This is a genomic window from Chromobacterium alticapitis (assembly GCF_002924365.1).
GTDB lineage: Bacteria > Pseudomonadota > Gammaproteobacteria > Burkholderiales > Chromobacteriaceae > Chromobacterium > Chromobacterium alticapitis.
In genome coordinates, this window is record NZ_PQWB01000025.1 from 1 (window position 1) to 18821 (window position 18821).

The window sequence follows — 18821 nt, forward strand, 5'->3', positions numbered from 1 at the left end:
GGGCGGGCAGAACTGATAGTTGATGCCCAGTTCGAAAGTGGCGCGCAGCAGGTCCTGGGAGTGAAACTCCAATCCGTTGTCGACGACAGCAGTGGTGGGAATGCCATGGCATGGCCAGTCATGCTGGATGTCGGGATATCGCTCTTTCACATAGTCTTTGCTGCCGATGGCGTGCTGCAAGCAACGCAGCACAGCCTCGATGCTGGGTGGCGAGAACGACAAGTAGAAGCCCAGGATCATGCGCGTGTGGCAATCGATGATCACCGTGATGTACGGGCGCCCCAGCACCAGCATCGACTCCTCATCGATGACGAAGATGTTGAACGGCGTATGGTCAATCTCGACGCGTTCCAGCAGGTACATCGTGGCGGGCGTGATGCTGCTATGCCGGTACTTTTTGCGGGCGTACTCGCGTCCGTAGCGGGCAAGATCGACCTCATACTGGGGTTGATTGCGAACCAACCGTCGGAAGGTGTCGTAGCAGGGGACTTTGAGTTGTTTATCCGCAGGCGCTTGATCGTTGTGAGCAGCAATCTGGATAAGAAGCTTTTCATAGGTGACGCGGATGGATGGGCGCTTCAACGTCAAATAGGTTGTTTGAATTACGGCCTCTGTCAGGAGGAGCAACTCTCCTTCCATCCGGGGGCCTTTCCCACCGCAACGGTCAAAACTGGGCACGAGCGCCAAGGGGTTGCCTCCACTGTTCTGTAGGCGTGTATGCCATCGATATAGCGTGCTGCTCGAAGGCGGCTTGTTATCCCCGATGCGCAGGGCAATGTCTTGGATGAACGCTTCCAGCTTATATTTGGTGTAGCAGGGGCTGCACTGTGCATTGAAGGCATCAATATAGGCCTGCCGCCGTAAAGCCGCGGTTTGAGCGAGGGGTGAATGGCTGTCGAATGGGCGCTGTTGAGCACTGGCCAGTGGTCCTTGGCCGGAAAGCCCTTCCGGGCTTTCCAGAATGATCTGGAGTGACATGATCATATCCTCCGGATCAAGGTACTGGGACGAAGTGGCTTGTAGAGGCTGACTGTTAGCCATTCCTGGCCAATGGCGGCATAGACCAGTCGGACATCTCCTGCAGCGCTACTGAGGGCTTCCAGTGAGGCGGGGCCCTCTCTGAGGATTTGAAGCATCGCAGTCTTGGCTGTCAGTGGGATATGTCGATGACGCTGGCCTTCAACCAACCCAAGGTTGTGCAGCAAGACCTTGTTCCGCAGTGTTTTTTCGGTCAAGACCGCGAAAAGCCCACCTGCGGATTCGATCAGTGGCGCGATCACTTGGAAACGGCGCTGGTTCTCCGGGGTGTCAGCCTCCTCTTGATACTTGATCTCTACAACGGCGCGTCGACCGTCGCGTAGGTGCAACAAAAAATCTGGCGTATAGCTATGGGCCTCACCGTCGAGCTCGTAGTCCAGAGCGAACGGCTCCGGGATGATGAGCATGACCTCGGGCGCTAAGTTGTAAAGCCGGATCGCGTTGTGGGCTAGCCCGGATTCATAGGGTATGCAACCGTCAATCCCTTTGTTTGACGGGCATATACCGCGATAGGAGCCATTGCCGTGCTTGTGGAATGCATCACGGACAGGGTGAGTGGAATTAAGCAGTTTGCAAACTGCGGCAACTAAAACTTCATAGGTTTGACTGGTCATGTCTATCTCCTAAGATTTCTAGGGCGCACGTTTCCATCCCGAAGCTCGGGACCGGGGAAAAAGACGTGCGGGGATCTTGACCAGTGTGAGGTGTTCGACGATACTGAACCTGCCAAGGTTTTTCAAAGTACCGTGCGGTTTCTCAGCACTGGCTAAGGGGGCACTTCTCTATATGGGTGGTGTCCTTTTTGCTATTTTGTCATAGGTTTTCCTGTTACGTTTTCTCGTGATGTTCTCGTTGCATTTCCTCTAAATTCTAGCTGCCGATCGCTAGATGCGACAGCAATTTCTCTTCGTAACATACTGTTTTTCCGTAGAAACTATATTCTACGAAAAATTATGACTATGGAATATTTGCGAATAAGTGATAAAGATCCCTTCGAGGATGACCTTAAGCCAATTTTTGTCGTGGATGCTTCTCTGGATCCCGGGATTTTTATCCGAAGGTGATTCCGGATTTGCGAAGGGATAACAGGTAATTTTCAATGGGTTACTGAGGTGTAAATCGGAGATTGGATATTGGGGAGAATTGGCAGGCTTTGCTTTTTATTCTGCTGTTGAGTTGAAATGAAAAACACAGAACAGATGAAATCTATTCTGTGTTGTATTTTTGATACGGCATGCCATTGAATTTGCCGTTGGGGTTTTGATGGAATGCTTTTTTATCAACTTGGAGCGAGTTGCAATTTATTTGCCTTGAGTTGTCAATAACTTTGCCTCCCTACAACTACAATTATGCTTTTTCTCTAAACGCCATGCAGACAGAATTTATGCAATATCGCTCCCCTGTCGGCTCTGGGCCGTCCGGGAAAACGTGGCCCAGGTGGGCGTCGCAGTGGGAGCAGCGGACTTCCACGCGCATCATGCCGTGGCTGGTGTCCGTGATGCGCTGGATATTGGCGCCAGCGGCTTCGGCCCAGAAGCTGGGCCAGCCGCAGCCGGCGTCGAATTTGGCATCGCTATGGAACAGCAGGGCGCCGCAGCAGACGCAGAAATAATCGCCCCGCTTGTTGTGGAAGTAGTGCTCGCCGCTGAACGGGCGTTCGGTGCCGGCCTGGCGGGCTACGCGGTATTGTTCCGGTGTGAGCTGGGCGCGCCATTCGGCGTCAGTTTTCTGGATGGTCATGGCTTTATCCTTCTGATCTTAAACGTTTGGGCGCTGGAGCAGGGCAGTGTGTCGCCAACTGGCCGGCTGGCGCGCGTGATGGCGCGCGCTGCGCAGGGTCTTCTGACTGGCGGGGTGCATGCTGCCGCGCTTTGCTTGTTGGTCGGCGGGCCGCGCCGCTTCTTACTGGATTTCGTCCAGCGAGCCGGAGAGGTGCGATTCATCCGCCCAGCGTCGTAGGGTCCAGCCGCCATCCTGATAGTCCAGCCAGTTCAGCGCAGCGTTGGGGATGGAAAAGTCGCGCTTGTCTTGCAGCGGCTTAGAGGTGGCGGCGCGGTACATGATGTCCAGCACGCCGCCGTGGGTGACGATCAGCACGTCTTGTCCGGGGTGGCGGGCGGCGATGTCGGCCAATCCGTCCAGTATGCGCGCGCTGAAGCGATGCAGGCTTTCGCCGCCTTCCAGGTCGTAGTCCGGGTCGCGCGCCTGGTGGCGCTGGTAAACCTGGGGGATGCGCTCGGCGGCTTCGGTGTAGGTAAGGCCTTGCAGCGCGCCCATGTGGCGCTCGCGCAGCTGGGGTGTGTAGTGGGCGCTGAGCCGCAGCTTGGCCAATAGCGGGGCGGCGGTTTGGCGGGTGCGGATCAGATCGCTGACGTACAGGGCTTGAAATGGGTGGTCCGCCCGGAAGGCCTGGGCCAGTTGGCCAGCCTGTTCCTGGCCGGTGGCGTTGAGGGGGATGTCGGTATGGCCTTGCAGCCGGTATTCGCGGTTCCAGTTGGTTTCGCCATGGCGAACCAGGCAGAAGCGGGTGACGGGCCGGGTCATTGTCGCCTTTCTCTATGCGTTTACAGGATGCCGACGCCGGACAGCTCGCGCGCCATATTGGCTGCGTAGTTGTCGGTCATGGCGCCGACGAAGTCCAGCACCTTCATATAGGCCTGGTACAGGCTGTCGCCTGTTTGAATATGGCTGTCCAGCAAGCCCATCGCCAGGTGTTCGCGCGGGCTCAGGTCTTTGCCTTCGCGGCTGATGAAGGCATGCGCAGCCGGCACCAGCGCGTCCAGTATGATGGCGATGCAGGGATAGGACGCCAGTTCGGTCACCAGCTTGGTGCGATGGCGGTAGACCTTGTTGCTGGCCAGATCCTTGGCTTGCAGCAGCGCGTCTTGCACGGAGGGATCGCATAGATTGATCAGATCCTTGGCCGGAAACTCGCCGTGCAGCAGCGAGCGCTGGTGCAGCATGAATTTGTCGGCGACTTCGGTCACGCAGCGGCCTATGGCCACGCCGCGCAGCGTGCCGCACTTCTGGCGGATGTCGTGCATGCCCCAGACGCGCTCGTGATCGGAAAAGCCGGAGAACAGCGTTTCGAATTCCTTGAAATCCAGGATGCCGATCTCCACCGCGTCTTCTAGGTCCAGAATGGCGTAGCAGATGTCGTCGGCTGCTTCCATTAGATAGGAGAGCGGGTGGCGGCTCCACTGCAGAGCGCTGCGGCGCTGTAGTCCCAGCTCTGCGGCCACGCGCTCGAAATAGGGCAGTTCGGCGCGGTAGATGTTGAACTTGTCGCGCTCGTAGGCTGGAGGCGCGTCCGACGTCCATGGGTATTTGATCAGGGTGCCCAGCGCGGCGGCGGTCAGGCGCATGCCGCCCTCTCCGGTGTACATTTCCAACGAGGCCAGCATGCGCAAGCCATGGGCATTGCCCTCGTAGGTTTGCACGTCGCGGATTTCCGCCGGACTCAGTCCTTGCAGCCAATGCGCGTTGCGCTCTGCGCGGAACCAGTCGCGCAACGCGTCTTCGCCGGTATGGCCGAAGGGCGGATTGCCGATATCGTGGGCGAGGCAGGCTACTTGCACCACGGCGCCGATATCGTGCGGCGTGTAGCCTGCAGGCAGCTGGCCGGCGTGTTCCAGCATCACGCCCACGCGGTTGCCCAGGCTGCGGCCCACGCTGGCCACTTCCACGCTGTGGGTGAGGCGGTTGTGGGTGTGGTCGTGGCGGGCCAGCGGATGCACCTGAGTCTTGCGGCCCAGGCGACGGAAGGCGCTGGAAAACACCACGCGGTCATGGTCGATGTGGAAGTCCGTGCGCAGTCCGGCGCCGCCCTCCTGGGTGGCCGGAGTGCGGGTTTCCTTCACTTCGTCCTGGATGATCTTGAAACGGCGGGTGGAGAGCAGGCTCTCCCATTGCATGGCTTGACTCATGTCGTGGCCCGGAGTGGATTTTCATCGATGATATGGGCGGGCGCGGCAAAACAAAAGAGCCGGCTTGCGCCGGCTCTGTGGGGCAAGGCTCAACGCTTGCCAGTCTGGTGCCCGATGACGCCGCCGACTGCGGCGCCGCCTATGGTGCCGATGGCGTCGCCGCCGGTCAGTACGGAGCCGAGCACGGCGCCGGCGGCCGCGCCTATGGCGGTGTTTTGCTGGCGGTGGCTCATATTGGCGCAGCCGGACAGCAGCGCGAGCGCGAGCGCGGCGCCAACGGCCAGGGATTTGCGGGTGGGGTGGGCGAGCTTGTTCATGTGACGCTTCCTGCTTGGGCGTGGATATAAGGTTTTAGGCAGACGGATGAGATGGCGGTTCCGGCGAGGGCGTTACCAATTGTTATGGCTTGTATCGATATTTATTCATGGCGATGAATAATCGGCAGCTTGTTCCACGCGGGCCGGCCGCGACGGAAACGCGCATGGCGGGCTGGATGTGTGCTTTACTGAAAATGTCACATCTAGTACATTTTGCCCTTTCCACGTGTCAGGCCGCCGCAGCCTCGCAGGGCGGCGCGACGCGCGGCCTGCCAGCGCGCAGGGCGGCGCCTTTGCTCAGGGTTGCCATGCATTTCACCATTTTCGATACCCCCATCGTCCGCGAGCTGTTTCGCTGGCTGTCCATCGCGCTGCTGAGGCTGAGCGGCTGGAAGCTGAAGGGCGAATTCCCCGGCCTGGACAAGTACGTGATGATAGGCGCGCCGCATACCAGCAATTGGGATTTTCCCATCACGCTGGGGCTGTGCTTCGCCGGCCGCGCCAAGATCTACTGGATGGGCAAGCACACCTTGTTCAAGGGGCCGATGGGGCCGGTGATGCGTTGGCTGGGCGGCGTGCCGGTCATGCGCCATCAGAATAATTCGCTGGTGCAGCAGATGGTGGTCGTGTTCCAGAACAGCGAGCGGCTGGTGCTGGCCATTCCGCCTGAGGGCACGCGCCAGGCGGTCAAGGAGTGGAAGACCGGCTTCTATCACATCGCCTGCGGCGCGGGCGTGCCGATCGCCTTGGCCTATCTGGACTATGGGCGCAAGGAGGGCGGTTTTGGCCCCATGTTTACACCCAGCGGCGACATCGAGGCGGATATGCCTAAAATCCGCGCCTTTTATGCTGACAAGCAGGGTCGTTATCCGCGCTGAGGCGGGTGGGCAGACAAAAAGCGCAGCCTAGGAGCTGCGCTTTTTGTTGAGCGGCGAGGTCTTATTTGGTCGGTTCGGGCGCGAATAGCGCCTTCCAGCCGGCCAGGCCCAGCTTGTGCAGCGTCTCGATATTGCGCTCATAGATGGCTTCGGCTTCGGGGAAGGCCTCCACCGCGCGGTCTATGCTGGCCTCGCGTATCAGATGCAGCGTCGGATACGGCGAGCGGTTGGTGTAGTTTTCGATATCGTTGACGCCGGTGCCTTCGAACTGGAACTTGGGGTGGAAGCTCGCCACCTGGATCTCGCCCTCCAGATTCAGCTCGGCGAGCATCGCATCCGCGATGTCCAGGAATTCATTGAAGTCCAGGAAGCGTTGCAGCACGCCGGGATGGACCAGCAGCGTGGTGTCTATCTCTTGCGGGTCGGTGTCGGCCAGCAGCTTCAGTTCGGCGGCCAGCTCTTCCGCCAACTGGCGGACGTCGCTTGCTTCGCTAATCTGGATGCGGACTTGGTTCTTGACATACACCGACTTGGCGAACGGGCACAGATTCAGGCCGATCACGGCCTTCTCCACCCATTCGCGGGTGGCGGCGATCACGGTTTCATGGCTGTCGGACATGGATGGCTCCGGTGGCGGGAATGCAAAAAACCCGGACAAGTCCGGGTTTTCTCATCTGGTCGATGGTCTCTCGAAAGAGATTATATCGGCTGGATGTTGGAGGCTTGCTTGCCCTTCGGGCCATCGACGATGTCGAAGCTTACGCGCTGGTTTTCAGCCAGGGTGCGGAAGCCCTTAGCGTTGATTTGGGAGAAGTGAGCGAAAACGTCGTCGCCGCCTTCATCCGGGGTGATGAAGCCAAAACCTTTGGAGTCGTTGAACCACTTAACGGTACCGGTTGCCATTTTGTTAATTCCTCAAAACGAGCAGTTGAATAAAAAGGCACGAAGATCAAGGGAAATGGCGACTGAGGTACGGCCTATTGCCACTACGACAACTACACATCCACAACTTGAGCATCCTGCAGGCAGGCATAGTGCCTCTAGTTGCTGCGTGTGGCAAGCATTTTCTGCAGGAATCTTCTGTTTTTACGAATCTTTAATACCTATGGCCAGGACGTTTACATTTTCTGCATGGCCAGCCCAATCCAGTGTTTGACTGCGGCATGTCGCGCCGCGACGCCGATTGCATATACTGCATAAGTCATGGACATCGGAGAAATGCGTGATGAGCAAGCAGTCGTTGGCGCCGGAAATTGTAGATCCGATCGCGTTTCAGGATTTTCGCGATGCGGTGTCCGATTACGCTCCGCAGCTGGAGCAGCTGGTGTGCCAGCTGGGCGACGGCAGCCGGGATACGGACAAGATCGCCCAGCTGTTCCGCGTCCTGCACAGCATCAAAGGGGATGCCAGCCTGTGCCAGGTCCATTTCATCGTGCCCTACGTCCATGCGCTGGAAACGCTGCTGGATAGAATCCGGCAGGATGAATTGAGCTATCAGGATGCGGTGGGCGACGTGCTGCTGCTGGTATCGGACCAGCTGGTGATGTTGCTGGATCAGATGGCTGCTGGCGGGGAGGCGGATGACCACTTGTTGCGCTCCCTGTTGCCCGGATTGGACAAGCTGGCGGAGGCTAGCGCTGAGGAGCTGCCCCAGGCGTGCGCCAAATTGGTTGGCCGCATGATGGGGCCGATGGAGCCGGTTTCGAGCGTAGAGCCTGTCGTCAGCGGCCTGGGCGGGCACTTGTTCGCCGATCTGCAATTTTTCCGCGGTCTGGCCATGCAGTTCGAGCAGCGGGTGCCGGAGTTCGCCGGCCGCACCGAGCGCAATCTGGCGTTGGCGATGGAAATCAACCGTCTGGCGGAAAAGCCGCTCAGCATGGAGCAAGTGGCGGCTGCGGTGTATATGCACGATATCGGCATGCTGCTGCTGCCGGAGTCCTTGTGGCTGAAGGCGGGGCGATTGAGCCAGGACGACAGGCGGCAGCTGGCTGCGCATCCGGGCTGGGCCGGCGGCCTGCTGGCGCGCATGGCTGGCTGGGAGGAGGCGGCACGCATGGTGCTGCAGCACCATGAGGCGCAAGACGGCAGCGGTTACCCGGATGGTTTGAAGGGAGTGGAAATCTGCGATGGCGCCTGTTTGCTGGCGCTGGTGGATGCTTTCGAGTCGGTGACGCTCAAACACGCGCATCAAGGGCCGCGCCGCGCCATTTTGCGCGGCGTGGCGGAATTGAACGCTTCAGAGCGGCAATTCCACCCGGGCTGGCTGAAGCTGCTCAATCGCGTGGTGCGCAACCGGGTGGAGATTCGCAATATGACCGGAGGGCGTTGAGCGGGGCTTGCTCAGCGCGCGCCGTGCCGGGCGAACCAGTCCAGCATTTTGCGCCAGCCGTCTTGGGCGGCGCGCTCGTTGTAGCTGGGGCGGTAATCGGCGTTGAAGCCATGTCCGGCATCCGGGTAAACGATGATTTCGCTCTCGCTGCCGGTCCGCTTCAGCTCCGCCCGCATTCTTTCCACGGAGGCGAGCGGGATGCTCTGGTCCTGCCCGCCGTACAGGCCTAGGACTGGCACGTCCAGTTGCTGAACGATGTCCAGCGGGTGGCGCAGCATCAGGTCCGAGGTGGGGCCTTCCAGTTTGCCGTACCAGGCCGCCGCGGCCTTGAGCTGGTGATTGTGAGAGGCATATAGCCAAGCCTGGCGGCCGCCCCAGCAGAAGCCGACCGCAGCCGCGCGCGTCTGGTCTGCGCCTTGCGCGCCGGCCCAGCGCCAGGCGGCGTCCAGATCGTCCTGTATTTCGCGGTCTGAAACCTTGGAGACCACTTCGCGCAGCAGGGTGTCGATATCGGCGGGCAGAGCCGGATCGCCGTGGCGGAAGTACAGTTCGGGCGCTACTGCGAAGTAGCCCTGTTTGGCCAGGCGTCGGCATACATCCTTAATGTGTTCATGCACGCCGAAGATTTCCTGGATCACGATGACCAGCGGCGGGTGGCTCTTGGCGTTTGCCGGTTTGGCGAAATAACCCGGCATGATGCCGTTTGCTGTGTCGATGTCAGGGATGCCGGTTTCCAACGCCTGGCTGTCAGTGTGGATGACGCTGGCGGCTACCGGTTGCACGGCTAGGGCGAAGCCCAGGCAGCCCGCAGCGGCGAGGAGGTGGCGCCGGTTCATGGAGGTATGGTCTTGTGTCATGTCGAGGCTCCTGCATGGCGGCGGCTTGCATGTGATGGGGAAAAATTGCATAAAATGCTATTGTGAGCATTAAGATCTGCTAACAAAAACTCGACGGCCGATCTCGATGACTGTTCCGCGCGTCTGGTACAGTCTGCCTCAAATGCGACCCGCCATGTGCCGCCCTTTGGGCGAACTGCCTGGCGGGACAGGACTGACAGGCCGGCAGCGCACGGCACAAGCTAAGTAAATGAAATATGACGGATTCGTCGCCAAAGGTAAAATTGCCGCGTAATTTTGTGCGGTTTGGCCAGCAGGTCCCGGTGGATATCTATGCCAAGAACGGCGTGTTGCTGCTGAGGAGGGGGCACTACGTTCTGACTGAGGAGCAACGCGATAGGTTGGCGCAGCTGGGGCATGGCGACAGCGACGAAGTTGAGGCCAGACTGGAGCGGGAAAGGCTGGAGCGCGCCGCGCAGCGGGAGCGCGAGGCGCAGCAAATGCGCAACAGCGCCAATCCTTTGCAAGAAATGGCGTTTCTGCAGAAACGTGCCCAGGGGGTGCTGCAGCATGGTTTGGCGGTGCGGGATTTGTCGGCCAGCCTGCTCGATATGGCGGATAGCCTGCTTGCCTTGAGCCAGCGCCACGCGGATGGCTTGCTGGCCAGCGTGTTCCTGTTGCCGTATCAGGATATCGGCAGCGCGCAAAGCGTCCACGTTGCCGCCATTCTCGCAGTGCTGGGCCGGCGGATCGGCGGAAGCGAGACTGAGCTGCGGCCGTTGATCGGCGCGGCCTTGAGCATGAATTTGGCCATCACTGGCCTGTTGAACCAGTTGGCCGCGCAAAGCGAAGCCATGGATCAGGCGCAGCAGGAGGCCATGTTCGCCCATCCTGTGCTGGCGTCGGCCCTGTTGCGCGAGGCCGGAGTGGACGACGAACGCTGGCACCGGCTAGTGCTGCAGCAGCATGAACGGCAGGACGGCGCGGGCTATCCGCTGGGCCTGGCGGGGGACGAAATCGATCCCGACGCGCTTTTGCTGCAGATGGTGGATCTGGTGTGCGGCTGCGTGCATCAGCCGCAGCCGCAATTGCCGGCGTTGGTGCTGGGCAGCCTGTTCCGCGGCGAGCTGGGGCAGTTTCCGCCGCAGCACGTCTCGCTGCTGGTGAAGGAGTTGGGGATTTATCCGCCGGGCAGCTTCGTGCGCCTGGCCAGCAATGAGGTGGCGGTGGTGACGCACCGCGGCGACAAGGCCAATACGCCGCGGGTGGCCGCCCTGCGCAAGCTGGACGGCCCACCCTATGTGGACCCGCTGCTGCGCGATACGCGCCAGCCCGCCTACCAGGTGCTGGAGCCGGTTGCCGCTGCGGCCGCCGCGATCAAACCAACCTATCTATACCGCTTGTGGTACAAGCCCTGACGGGGCTCAAGGGCGGGCCGCCGCGGGCTGCGCCAGCGGCTGGACCCTGACCTGATCCAGCTGGTTTATTTTCCAGACCCGCCGCATATGGCCGAAGTCGCGCCGGCGTTCGTCGCGCAACTGGATCTCGGGCAGGAAGGACAGGTCCAGCCACACTTCGCCCAGATAAACCGTTTCGTTTGGTTTTAGCTGAAACGGCGCGTTCAGCTTGAACTGCTTCATTTTCAGTTCCGACCCGAAGGCGCTGTCCTCCACCCAGTGAGCCCAGGCGCCGGATAGGCGGTAGTCTCCAGGCGGCAGGGAAATCAGCAGGAGCTTGCCTTCTTCCGGCGACATGCCTTCTTCTCCGAACACCGTATCCGTGAGCAAGCTGGCGCTCTCCTGCGCCGCCACGCGGTCCTGCGCGTCGCTGATGCTCAGGCCTATGGTGGCGCGGTCAGGATCAAAGGCTTTGCCGACCAGCGAGACGATGACGTAGGCCTGGCCCGGCGGCGGGGTCAGCGAGCCATGCAGCCGGCTGGCCATGCTGGCGCAGCCGGAGAGCAGGGCGGCGGCAAGCCACAACAGGGCGGTGCGGAGCATGGCGTGTCCTTTCTATGGCCTAGCCAAGCTGGGCGTCGAAGATCATGCAGGTGGTGGTGGCGTGGGCGTATAGCTTACCTGCTGCGTCCAGCAACTGGCCTTCCGCCGTCGCCATGCGGCCGCCGGCGTGAATGACCTTGCCTCGGCATAATAGCTTGCCGTGACGAGGCAGCACGGTTCGGACGAAATTCACTTTCAGCTCCAGCGTAGTGTAGGCCTTGCCGCGGGGCAGCAAGGAGTGAACGCTGCAGCCCATGGCGGAGTCCAGCAGGGTGCTGATGATGCCGCCGTGCACGCTGCCGATCGGATTGAAATGCGATTCATGAGGCAGAAAGGAGAACTCGACCTCGCCTTCCGTCGCGCGTTCGAAGTCGAAACGCAGCAATTTCGCCACGGGAGGCTGCGGCAAGCGGCCTTCCGTCATTTCGCGCAGATATTCCAGGCCGGAGAGTTCGCGCGCTGCGCGGGCGCCTATCGTTGGGTCGTCCCAGTGTATGGAGAGGCTGCGTTCTGCAAGGTCCTGGTTTGACATGGATGGCTCCGGTCGGATGGCGGAGCTTGAACTTGCCATGATTGAGACGGGATCGTCAATGCTTATGACATTTTCGTCAGCGATTCAGGTGCGGCTCCACGAACGCCAGCAGCCGCTCCGGCAACCAGTCTATGCGGCCGGGGAAGGGGCCGGTGGCGAAGCCGACGTGGCCGCCGTCATCCGGAAAGTCCAGCGTCACGCTGGGCGATACCTGCGAGGCTTGCGGCAGCGCGCTCGCCGGCAGGAACGGGTCGTTGCGCGCGTTCAGCACCAGCGTCGGTCGGGCGATGCGGACCAGCTTGGGTTTGCTGCTGGCCAGCGTCCAGTAGTTGAGCGCGGTGCCGAAGCCGTGGATGGGCGCGGTGACCAGGTCGTCGAACTCGATGAAGGTACGGGCGCGGCGCAACTTGCCGCCATCGAACAGGCCGGGGTGGCGCTGCAAGGACGCCATGGCCTTGGGCTTCAAGGTGTCCATGAACATGCGGGTATACAAGAGTTTGCCCAGGCCCCGGTCCAGCCGGGTGCTGGCAGCCACCAGGTCCAGCGGGGCGGACACCGCGGCGGCGGCCTGCGGCAGGGCGGCGTCGCCTTCTTCCGCCAGGTAATTCAGCAGCATGCTGCCGCCCAAAGACACGCCGATGGCAGCCATGGCGGCGAAGCGGAGCGACAGCCTTTGCAGAATCCAGCGCACCTCGGCTGCGTCGCCGGCGTGATAGGCGCGCGGCAGAGGATTGTCCACGCCGCCGCAGCCGCGGAAATGCGACACCACGCCATGCCAGCCGCGCGCGGCCACAGCTTGCATCAGCGCTTTGGCGTAGTGGCTGTCGCTGCTGCCTTCCAGTCCGTGGAACAGCACCACCAGCGGCGCGCCGGCCTGGCCGTCGACGAAGTCCAGCGCGATGCTGGCGCCGTCCGGCGTGTCCCACAGCTCGCGGCGGTACGGTGGTGGATCTATCCTGACCGCTAGCGCCGGCCAGATGGTCTGGGCGTGGCCGCCTCGCAGCCAGCGCGGCGCGTGATAGCTCATTGCGCCGGCTTGATGGCGGATTTGGGGCGGAAAGCCTTGATCACAGCCTCGTGGGTTTCGATATAGGGCGCGCCTATCAGGTCCAGGCAGTAGGGCACCGCGGCGAAGATGCCCGGCACTTCCACCTTGCCGTCCGCGCCGCGCAGGCCTTCCAGCGTTTCCTGGATGGCCTTGGGCTGGCCGGGCAGGTTCAGGATCAGGCTCTGCTTGCGGATCACGCCCGTCTGGCGCGACAAGAGGGCGGTGGGCACGAAGCGCAGGCTGATCTGGCGCATCTGCTCGCCGAAGCCGGGCATCACGCGGTCCGCCACCGCCAGCGTGGCGTCTGGCGTCACGTCGCGCGGGGCCGGGCCGGTGCCGCCGGTGGTCAGCACCAGATGGCAGCCATCCTCATCGACCAAGGCCTTCAGCGCGGCCTCTATGCCCGGCTGCTCGTCCGGGATCAGGCGGGCGACGGTCTCGAACGGGGTGGCCAGCGCGCGTGCCAACCAGTCTTGCAGCGCGGGCAGACCCTTGTCTTCATACACGCCCTGGCTCGCGCGGTCGGAGATGGATACCAGGCCTATCTTCAGCATTACGCTTCGTCCTCTTCCTCGTCTTTATTCCAGATGCGCGGTTTGCCCGGCTCCGGAATCTGTTCCTTGATCAGCTGGTACAGCTGGCGGAAGGCCTTGGGCGGCTTGTTGTCTAGCTTTTCCTTGCGCGACTGGCGAACGAGGGAGTGCAGCTGCTTGGGATCGGCCTCGGGGAAGCTTTGCAGGAACAGCGGCTGGTTGGCGTCGTCGGCCATCAGTTTGTCGCGCCAGCGCTCCAACAGCTTCTGCCAGGCGATGTGCTCGGACGATTCGCCCTTGAGTATCTGCAGATATTGCTGGATGGGCTCGGGATCGACATTGCGCATCAGCTTGCCGATGTATTGCAGTTGGCGGCGGATGGCGCCGTGCGCGGTCAGGCGCTTGTATTCCAGCAGCGCGGAGAGCAAATCCTCCGGCAGCGCCATTTTCTTCAGCGTATCCTTGGACAGCTCGACCAGTTCGCTACCCAGATCCTGCAGCGCGTCCATGTCGCGCTTGCGCTGGGACTTGCTGACGAAGTCGTCGTCGTTCTGGTGGTCGGTCATTGTTGCTAGGTCTCACTCGGTTTTCAAGGCTGGTATGATACCGGAAAAGGCCGTCGGCCGTTTCCACTGTTCCGAAAGATACTATGGCAGATAAGACATTCAGTTTCAGTTCCGAAACCTTGAGCGGCATCGCGGACCGCGTGCTCGAACTGGCCCGCCAGCATGGCGCCAGCGCCGCCGAGGCCGACGTTTCCGAAGGTGTCGGCCAGACCGTCAGCGTGCGCCTGTCCGAGGTGGAAACCATAGAATACAACCAGGACAAGGGCGTCAGCGTCACAGTCTATCTGGGCCAGAAAAAGGGCCACGCCAGCACGTCCGACTTCTCCGACCAGGCGCTGGCCGATACCGTGCGCGCCGCGCTGGACATCGCGCGCTACACGGCGGAAGACGATTGCGCCGGCCTGGCCGATGCGCAGCTGCTGGCGGACGAGTTGCCGGAACTGGACTTGTTCCATCCCTGGCGGCTGCCGGTGGAGCAGGCCATCGAGCTGGCGCGCCGTTGCGAGGACAGCGCGCGCGCGGTGGATGCGCGCATCCGCAATTCCGAAGGCGCCAGCGTGTCGGTGCAGGCCAGCCAGTTCGTTTACGCCAACAGCCACGGCTTCAACGGCGGCTTCGCCAGCAGCCGCCACAGCCTGTCCGCCGCCGTGGTGGCGGAAGAGGGCGGCGCGATGCAGCGCGACTACTGGTACTCGGCCGCGCGCCATCGCGATGATCTGGCGCCGGTGGAGGAGATAGGCCGCATCGCCGGCGAGCGCGCCGTGCGCCGGCTGGGCGCTCGCCGCGTCAAGACCGGCCAGTATCCGGTGTTGTTCGAGGCGCCGGTGGCCATGTCGCTGCTGGGCCATCTGACCGCGGCGATCAGCGGCGGCAATCTATACCGCAAGTCCTCCTTCCTGCTGGACTCGCTGGGCAAGCCGGTGATGGCGTCCAAGGTGACGATAGACGAAGATCCCTTCCTGCTGCGCGGTCTGGCCAGCAGCGCCTTCGACAACGAGGGCGTGGCGACGCGCGCGCGCAGGCTGGTGGATGGCGGCGTGCTGCAGGGCTATCTGCTGTCCAGCTATTCGGCGCGCAAGCTAGGCATGCAGACCACCGGCAACGCTGGCGGCGCGCATAATCTGGTGGTCCACTCCACTGGCGAGAGCTTCGCCGAGCTGCTGGCGCAAATGGGCAGCGGCCTCCTGGTGACCGAGCTGCTGGGCCAGGGCGTCAATACGGTGACCGGCGATTATTCGCGCGGCGCGGCCGGTTTCTGGGTGGAGAACGGCGTGATCGCCTATCCGGTGGAGGAAATCACCATCGCCGGCAATCTGCGAGATATCTTCCTCAATATCGAAGCGGTGGGCAGCGACACGCTGGACCGCGGCGGCCGCCGCATCGGTTCGGTGCTGGTGGGCGGCATGATGGTGGCTGGCGCGGAGTGAGCGGCAGCCTGTTCGCGCCTGACGATGGCCCGTGGATCGAGCGGCTGTCGGTTGGCGCGGCGCTGTTGCACGGCTGGGCCTGCGCGGACGACGTCCGCCTGCTTGAGGCGGTGGACGCCGTGGCGGCGCAGGCGCCGCTGCGCGCCATGGCGACGCCGAGAGGACAGTCCATGTCGGTGGGCACGACCAGCTGCGGCGACTGGGGCTGGGTGTCGGACCGCCATGGCTATCGTTATTCCGCGGTCGATCCCGAAACCGGCCATCCCTGGCCGGTCATGCCGGATCCGCTGCGCGCGCTGGCGCAAGGCGCGGCGGCGGCGGCGGGCTTCGCCGGCTTCGATCCGGACGCCTGCCTAATCAATTGCTATCTGCCCGGCGCGCGCATGGGCTTGCACCAGGACAAGGACGAGCGCGACTTCTCCGCGCCCATCGTCTCGGTGTCGCTGGGCCTGCTGGCGGAATTTTTGCTGGGCGGACTGCGCCGCGCCGACAAGAGCGCTCGCATCGCGCTGCTGCATGGCGACGTGCTGGTGTGGGGCGGGCCGGATCGCTTGCGCTACCACGGCGTGCGTCCGGTGCAGGCCGGCAGCCATCCCTTGCTCGGCGCGCGCCGCATCAATCTCACTTTCCGCAAGGCTCGCTGAATCATGTCCGTTATCGATTGCGATATCGTCCTGCCGCCGGGTTTCCGCCCGCAGGACATCCTGGCGTTCCACCGCCGCGACGGCGAGCGCCTGGCTGAGCAGGTGGACGAGGCCGGATTGAGAAAGGGCCTGTTGTGGCGGGGGCTGCCAGCGTGCTTGGCGCTGCGCTTCGAAGACGGTCGGGCGCGGCTGGCGCTGGCGCTGGACGGCGCGGCGGACGCTGGCGACGGGGTGGCGCTGGAGCGCATGGGGCGGCGCATGCTGGGCCTGAGCCAGCCGGTGGAAGACTTTGAGCGCCAATACCGCAACCATCCGCAGTTGGGCGGCCTGATCGCCGCGCGCGCCGGCTTGCGGGTGCCGCAGACGGCGACGCCGTTCGAGGCGCTGGCCTGGGCCATCACCGGCCAGCAGATCAGCGTGGCCGCAGCGGTGACGATACGCCGGCGCATGCTGCTGCTGTGCGATTGCCGCCATTCCTCCGGCCTGCTGTGCCACCCGGACGCGGCGCGGCTGGCGGCGTTGACGGCGGACCAGTTGGGCGAATCCGGCTTCTCGCGCGCCAAGAGCCGCGCGCTGCTGGCGTTGAGCCAGGCTGCCGCCGCAGGCGAGTTGCCGCTGGATGCCTGGCTGGATGGGACGCCCGCCGCGGATGTCGCTGAGCGCTTGCTGGCGGTGCCGGGCATCGGCCCGTGGACAGTCAGCTATGCCTTGTTGCGCGGCTACGGTTGGTTGGATGGCTCGCTGCATGGCGACGTAGCGGTGCGCAAGGCGTTGGGCATGGTGTTGGGCATGGCGGAAAAGCCGGACCAGAAGCAGGCGCAAGATTGGCTGGGCGCGTTCTCGCCTTGGCGCGCGCTGGTGGCGGCGCATCTATGGGCTTTGTTGCAGGCCGGCGGTTTCTGAAGCTTGCTGGTTAGTCTCTTTTTTGACTATCTCTAAAAGAACTAATAAGGCGTACAGAGAAAGAGGCTGGCATGCGCAGGCCCAGCAGAATCGGTTTAGTCTTGTCCGGCGGCGGCGCGCGCGCGGCCTATCAGGTTGGCGTGTTGTTGGGTATTTCCCGCTTGTTGCCGGATCCGGAGCGCAATCCCTTTCCCATTATTTGCGGTACTTCCGCCGGCGCGATCAACGCGGTGGCGCTGGCTTCCGGCGCCGGCAACTACACCCTGGCGGTGTCGGCGCTGGCCAAGGTGTGGAAGCAGCTGCATATCAGCGACATCTACGACGCCAGCACGCTGTACTTCGTCAAAACCTTCCTGCATTTCGGCTTTTCGCTGCTCAGCGGCGGCCATGTCTTGCGCAATCCGCAGAGCTTTCTCGACAACGCGCCGCTGCGCGGCCTCTTGGGGCGGATCATGAATTTCGACGGCGTGGGGCGGGCGCTTGACGCGGGCGCATTGCAGGCGCTGGCGCTGACGGCCTCCTGCTACACCACGGGCATGTCGGTCACGTTTTTTCAGGGCGGGGAGGAGATGGACGAGTGGGCGCGCTACCAGCGGCTGGGCGTGCGCGAGCGCATAGGGCTGGACCATGTGCTGGCCACCTCGGCCATTCCGCTGATTTTCCCGTCGGTGAAAATAGGCGAGAAATTCTACTGCGACGGGGCGGTGCGCCAGCTGTCGCCGCTGTCGCCGGCGCTGCATCTGGGCGCGGAGAAGTTGTTCGTGGTGGGCTTGGCCAGCCAGCGTCCGGACATGATTGAACGGCGCAATATCGGCTCTTATCCCATGCCGGCCCAAGTGTTCGGCCATCTGCTCAACAGCGTGTTCATAGACAGCATGGCGGTGGACATGGAGCGGCTGCAGCGCGTCAACCGAACCATAGCGCTGCTGCAGGAGCATGAGGATCTGGCCTGCCAGACGCAGCTGAAAAAAGTGGAAATCTTCCAGCTTAACCCCAGCAAATCGCTGGAGGGCATCGTTTATCGCCATACCAGTCTGTTTCCGCCCATCTTGCGCTTCATCATGAAAGGCACCGGCGGCACTCGCCAGCGAGGCACGGCTTTGGCCACCTATTTGCTGTTCGAGCCGGGCTATTGCCGCGAGCTGATCGCGCTTGGCTATCACGACACTTTGCAGCACAAGCACGAAATCCGCGCCTTCCTGGAGTTGTAGCGGCCCGGAACTTTGCCGGCTCGCCCCAATCAGAGCTTTTCCGTTTACACTGCGTTACTCGCGAGACATATCAGGAAAGGCTAAGGGGATGGGTTTGAATATCGGCACGCGACAGGGGTTTCTGTTGTTGGCGGCGGCATGCGCCGGCGCCATCGGTTTCGCGCTGTTCGCTCAATATCAGCTGGGGCAGGAGCCCTGCCCGCTGTGCATTCTGCAGCGCATAGGCGTGATGGCGGTTGGCGCGTTGGCCTTGCTGGCCGCGTTGCATAACCCCGGCAAGGCGGGGACCAAGGTGTGGGGCGGACTGGTGACGCTGGCCGGGCTGGCCGGCGCAGGCGTGTCGTTGCGCCAGTTGTGGCTGCAGAGCCTGCCGGCCGACCAGGTGCCGCAGTGCGGGCCGGGGCTGGAGTTTCTGATGGAATCCTTCCCCTTGTGGCAGGTGTTGTCCAAGGTGTTGAAGGGCAGCGGCGAGTGCGCCGAAATCCAAGGGCGTTTCCTCGGCATGACCATGCCGTTCTGGGTGGCGGTGTTCTTCGCCGGCGCGATTCTGTGGACGATCTGGCTGGTTCGCCGCAAGCGCTGAGCCTGGATGCGCAGGAAATCCCGACCGCCGGCTTGCCGGCGGTTTTCATT

Annotated in this window: 22 protein-coding genes; 8 read left to right on the forward strand and 14 right to left on the reverse strand. The window is 62.4% G+C overall.

Features of this window, described 5'->3' with window-relative positions:
• The 6 genes from C2I19_RS06985 to C2I19_RS07010 all read right to left on the reverse strand — a co-directional run.
• Positions 1-978: integrase catalytic domain-containing protein (locus C2I19_RS06985; protein WP_158253652.1), on the reverse strand; the 978-nt coding region annotated here is incomplete at its 3' end.
• 2 nt (positions 979-980) lie between these two features.
• Positions 981-1652, reverse strand: coding sequence for a TnsA endonuclease N-terminal domain-containing protein (locus C2I19_RS06990; protein ID WP_103901996.1), 672 nt, complete (start codon positions 1650-1652; stop codon positions 981-983).
• Between the two features lie 733 nt (positions 1653-2385).
• Positions 2386-2778, reverse strand: coding sequence for a peptide-methionine (R)-S-oxide reductase MsrB (gene msrB / locus C2I19_RS06995; protein ID WP_103901997.1), 393 nt, complete (start codon positions 2776-2778; stop codon positions 2386-2388).
• 162 nt (positions 2779-2940) lie between these two features.
• Positions 2941-3582 carry a histidine phosphatase family protein gene (locus C2I19_RS07000; protein ID WP_103901998.1) on the reverse strand — a complete coding sequence of 214 codons (642 nt, stop codon included), beginning with the start codon at positions 3580-3582 and terminating at the stop codon, positions 2941-2943.
• Positions 3583-3602: 20 nt separating this feature from the next.
• Positions 3603-4964, reverse strand: coding sequence for a deoxyguanosinetriphosphate triphosphohydrolase (locus tag C2I19_RS07005; protein WP_199181101.1), 1362 nt, complete (start codon positions 4962-4964; stop codon positions 3603-3605).
• Between the two features lie 89 nt (positions 4965-5053).
• Positions 5054-5281: a YMGG-like glycine zipper-containing protein gene (locus tag C2I19_RS07010; protein ID WP_103902000.1), complete on the reverse strand. Its 228-nt coding sequence runs from the start codon at positions 5279-5281 to the stop codon at positions 5054-5056.
• Between the two features lie 308 nt (positions 5282-5589).
• Here C2I19_RS07010 and C2I19_RS07015 point away from each other — a divergent pair, with 308 nt between their 5' ends.
• Positions 5590-6159, forward strand: a complete 570-nt coding sequence (locus C2I19_RS07015) for a lysophospholipid acyltransferase family protein (RefSeq protein WP_103902001.1) — start codon at positions 5590-5592, stop codon at positions 6157-6159.
• Between the two features lie 61 nt (positions 6160-6220).
• On the opposite strand, the gene C2I19_RS07020 is transcribed toward C2I19_RS07015, so the two are convergent.
• Both C2I19_RS07020 and C2I19_RS07025 read right to left on the reverse strand, forming a co-directional pair.
• Complete coding sequence (locus C2I19_RS07020) at positions 6221-6778, reverse strand: DUF1415 domain-containing protein (RefSeq protein WP_103902002.1); 558 nt, start codon at positions 6776-6778, stop codon at positions 6221-6223.
• 80 nt (positions 6779-6858) lie between these two features.
• On the reverse strand, positions 6859-7062 hold the full coding sequence (locus C2I19_RS07025) for a cold-shock protein (protein ID WP_103902003.1): 204 nt from the start codon (positions 7060-7062) through the stop codon (positions 6859-6861).
• Between the two features lie 322 nt (positions 7063-7384).
• Here C2I19_RS07025 and C2I19_RS07030 point away from each other — a divergent pair, with 322 nt between their 5' ends.
• The gene (locus C2I19_RS07030) at positions 7385-8488 is read left to right on the forward strand and encodes an HD domain-containing phosphohydrolase (RefSeq protein WP_103902004.1); all 1104 of its coding nucleotides are present in this window, start codon (positions 7385-7387) and stop codon (positions 8486-8488) included.
• A gap of 11 nt (positions 8489-8499) precedes the next feature.
• Here the strand turns inward: C2I19_RS07030 and C2I19_RS07035 are convergent, their stop codons facing one another.
• Entirely contained in the window at positions 8500-9345 is an 846-nt protein-coding gene (locus C2I19_RS07035) for a dienelactone hydrolase family protein (protein WP_103902005.1), read from the reverse strand.
• Between the two features lie 302 nt (positions 9346-9647).
• Here C2I19_RS07035 and C2I19_RS07040 point away from each other — a divergent pair, with 302 nt between their 5' ends.
• Positions 9648-10742, forward strand: a complete 1095-nt coding sequence (locus C2I19_RS07040; RefSeq protein WP_233201130.1) for an HD-GYP domain-containing protein — start codon at positions 9648-9650, stop codon at positions 10740-10742.
• A 6-nt stretch (positions 10743-10748) separates the two neighbouring features.
• Here C2I19_RS07040 and C2I19_RS07045 read toward each other — a convergent pair whose 3' ends face one another.
• From C2I19_RS07045 to yjgA, 5 genes are all read right to left on the reverse strand, one after another.
• The gene (locus C2I19_RS07045) at positions 10749-11324 is read right to left on the reverse strand and encodes a hypothetical protein (RefSeq protein WP_103902007.1); all 576 of its coding nucleotides are present in this window, start codon (positions 11322-11324) and stop codon (positions 10749-10751) included.
• Positions 11325-11343: 19 nt separating this feature from the next.
• On the reverse strand, positions 11344-11856 hold the full coding sequence (locus C2I19_RS07050) for a PaaI family thioesterase (RefSeq protein WP_103902008.1): 513 nt from the start codon (positions 11854-11856) through the stop codon (positions 11344-11346).
• 76 nt (positions 11857-11932) lie between these two features.
• On the reverse strand, positions 11933-12883 hold the full coding sequence (locus C2I19_RS07055; protein ID WP_103902009.1) for a YheT family hydrolase: 951 nt from the start codon (positions 12881-12883) through the stop codon (positions 11933-11935).
• Entirely contained in the window at positions 12880-13458 is a 579-nt protein-coding gene (gene mog, locus C2I19_RS07060; protein WP_103902010.1) for a molybdopterin adenylyltransferase, read from the reverse strand. The genes C2I19_RS07055 and mog overlap by 4 nt, the downstream gene beginning before the upstream one ends.
• Positions 13458-14003, reverse strand: coding sequence for a ribosome biogenesis factor YjgA (gene yjgA / locus C2I19_RS07065; protein ID WP_103902011.1), 546 nt, complete (start codon positions 14001-14003; stop codon positions 13458-13460). The genes mog and yjgA overlap by 1 nt, the downstream gene beginning before the upstream one ends.
• Positions 14004-14086: 83 nt before the next feature.
• Here yjgA and pmbA point away from each other — a divergent pair, with 83 nt between their 5' ends.
• The 5 genes from pmbA (at position 14087) to C2I19_RS07090 (ending at position 18771) form a co-directional block, all read left to right on the forward strand.
• Entirely contained in the window at positions 14087-15430 is a 1344-nt protein-coding gene (gene pmbA, locus C2I19_RS07070) for a metalloprotease PmbA (protein ID WP_103902012.1), read from the forward strand.
• Positions 15427-16074: a DNA oxidative demethylase AlkB gene (alkB, locus tag C2I19_RS07075; RefSeq protein WP_103902013.1), complete on the forward strand. Its 648-nt coding sequence runs from the start codon at positions 15427-15429 to the stop codon at positions 16072-16074. The genes pmbA and alkB overlap by 4 nt, the downstream gene beginning before the upstream one ends.
• Positions 16075-16077: 3 nt before the next feature.
• Positions 16078-16977 (forward strand): DNA-3-methyladenine glycosylase family protein, encoded by a 900-nt coding sequence (locus C2I19_RS07080; RefSeq protein ID WP_103902014.1) that lies wholly within the window; start codon positions 16078-16080, stop codon positions 16975-16977.
• Positions 16978-17048: 71 nt separating this feature from the next.
• Entirely contained in the window at positions 17049-18188 is a 1140-nt protein-coding gene (locus C2I19_RS07085) for a patatin-like phospholipase family protein (protein WP_103902015.1), read from the forward strand.
• An 88-nt stretch (positions 18189-18276) separates the two neighbouring features.
• Positions 18277-18771, forward strand: a complete 495-nt coding sequence (locus C2I19_RS07090; protein ID WP_103902016.1) for a disulfide bond formation protein B — start codon at positions 18277-18279, stop codon at positions 18769-18771.
• Positions 18772-18821: the final 50 nt, after the last annotated feature.